1 rRNA gene is annotated in these 1,143 nt (G+C 49.2%); it reads right to left on the bottom strand.

Features of this window, described 5'->3' with window-relative positions:
- Window positions 1-1,143: ribosomal RNA gene (locus BLT94_RS21735) — 23S ribosomal RNA — on the bottom strand; the annotation flags it as partial.

Here is a 1,143-nt window from a genome sequence, read left to right as displayed (position 1 = left end):
GGATCTTCAGCCTACGAGCTTAAACCGCCTATTCCAACAGACGGATGACTTGCCCTCCTGCGTCCCCCCTTCTCTCAAACAACAACTGGGTGGTACAGAAATATTAATCTGTTTTCCATCGACTACGCCTTTCGGCCTCGCCTTAGGGATCGACTAACCCTGAGCAGATTAGCTTTACTCAGGAAACCTTGGGCTTACGGCGAGCGGGCCTCTCACCCGCTTTATCGCTACTCATGTCAGCATGGTCACTTGTGCAATCTCCACATGGTCTCACGACCACGATTCTGCGACGGCACAACGCTCTTCTACCAATCGACTTAATAAATTAAGTCTATTCCGCAGCTTCGGTACTATACTTTAGCCCCGATACATTTTCGGCGCAGATCCACTCGACCAGTGAGCTATTACGCTTTCTTTAAAGGATGGCTGCTTCTAAGCCAACCTCCTGGTTGTCTGGGCATTCCCACATCCTTCCCCACTTAGCATAGATTTGGGGACCTTAGCTGGCGGTCTGGGTTGTTTCCCTCTCGTCCGCGGAACTTAGCTCCCGCGGGCTGACTCCTATAATCTAACTTACCGGTATTCGGAGTTTGGTTAGGTTTGGTAATCTGGTGAGACCCCTAGCCCATCCAGTGCTCTACCTCCGGCAAGAAACTTATAAGGCTATACCTAAATATATTTCGAAGAGAACCAGCTATCTCCAGGTTTGTTTGGCCTTTCACCCCTATCCACACCTCATCCGAACAGTTTTTAACCTGTGACGGTTCGGGCCTCCACGAGATTTTACTCTCGCTTCACCCTGGACATGGATAGATCACCTGGTTTCGGGTCTACTCAATGCAACTGGTCGCCCTATTAAGACTCGCTTTCGCTACGGCTACACCTCTCGGCTTAACCTGGCTGCATTAAGTAACTCGCTGACTCATTATGCAAAAGGCACGCGGTCACTCTAATAAATTAAAGCTCCCACTGCTTGTAAGCAAACGGTTTCAGGTACTATTTCACTCCCCTAACAGGGGTACTTTTCACCTTTCCCTCACGGTACTGGTACGCTATCGGTTGTCAAGTCGTATTTAGCCTTACGAGATGGTCCTCGCAAATTCCCACAGAATTTCTCGTGTTCCGCAGTACTTGGGAATAAAA

This window comes from Desulfobacula phenolica (assembly GCF_900105645.1).
GTDB classification, from domain to species: Bacteria; Desulfobacterota; Desulfobacteria; order Desulfobacterales; family Desulfobacteraceae; genus Desulfobacula; species Desulfobacula toluolica.
This window is presented reverse-complemented; position numbering and strand designations above follow the sequence as displayed.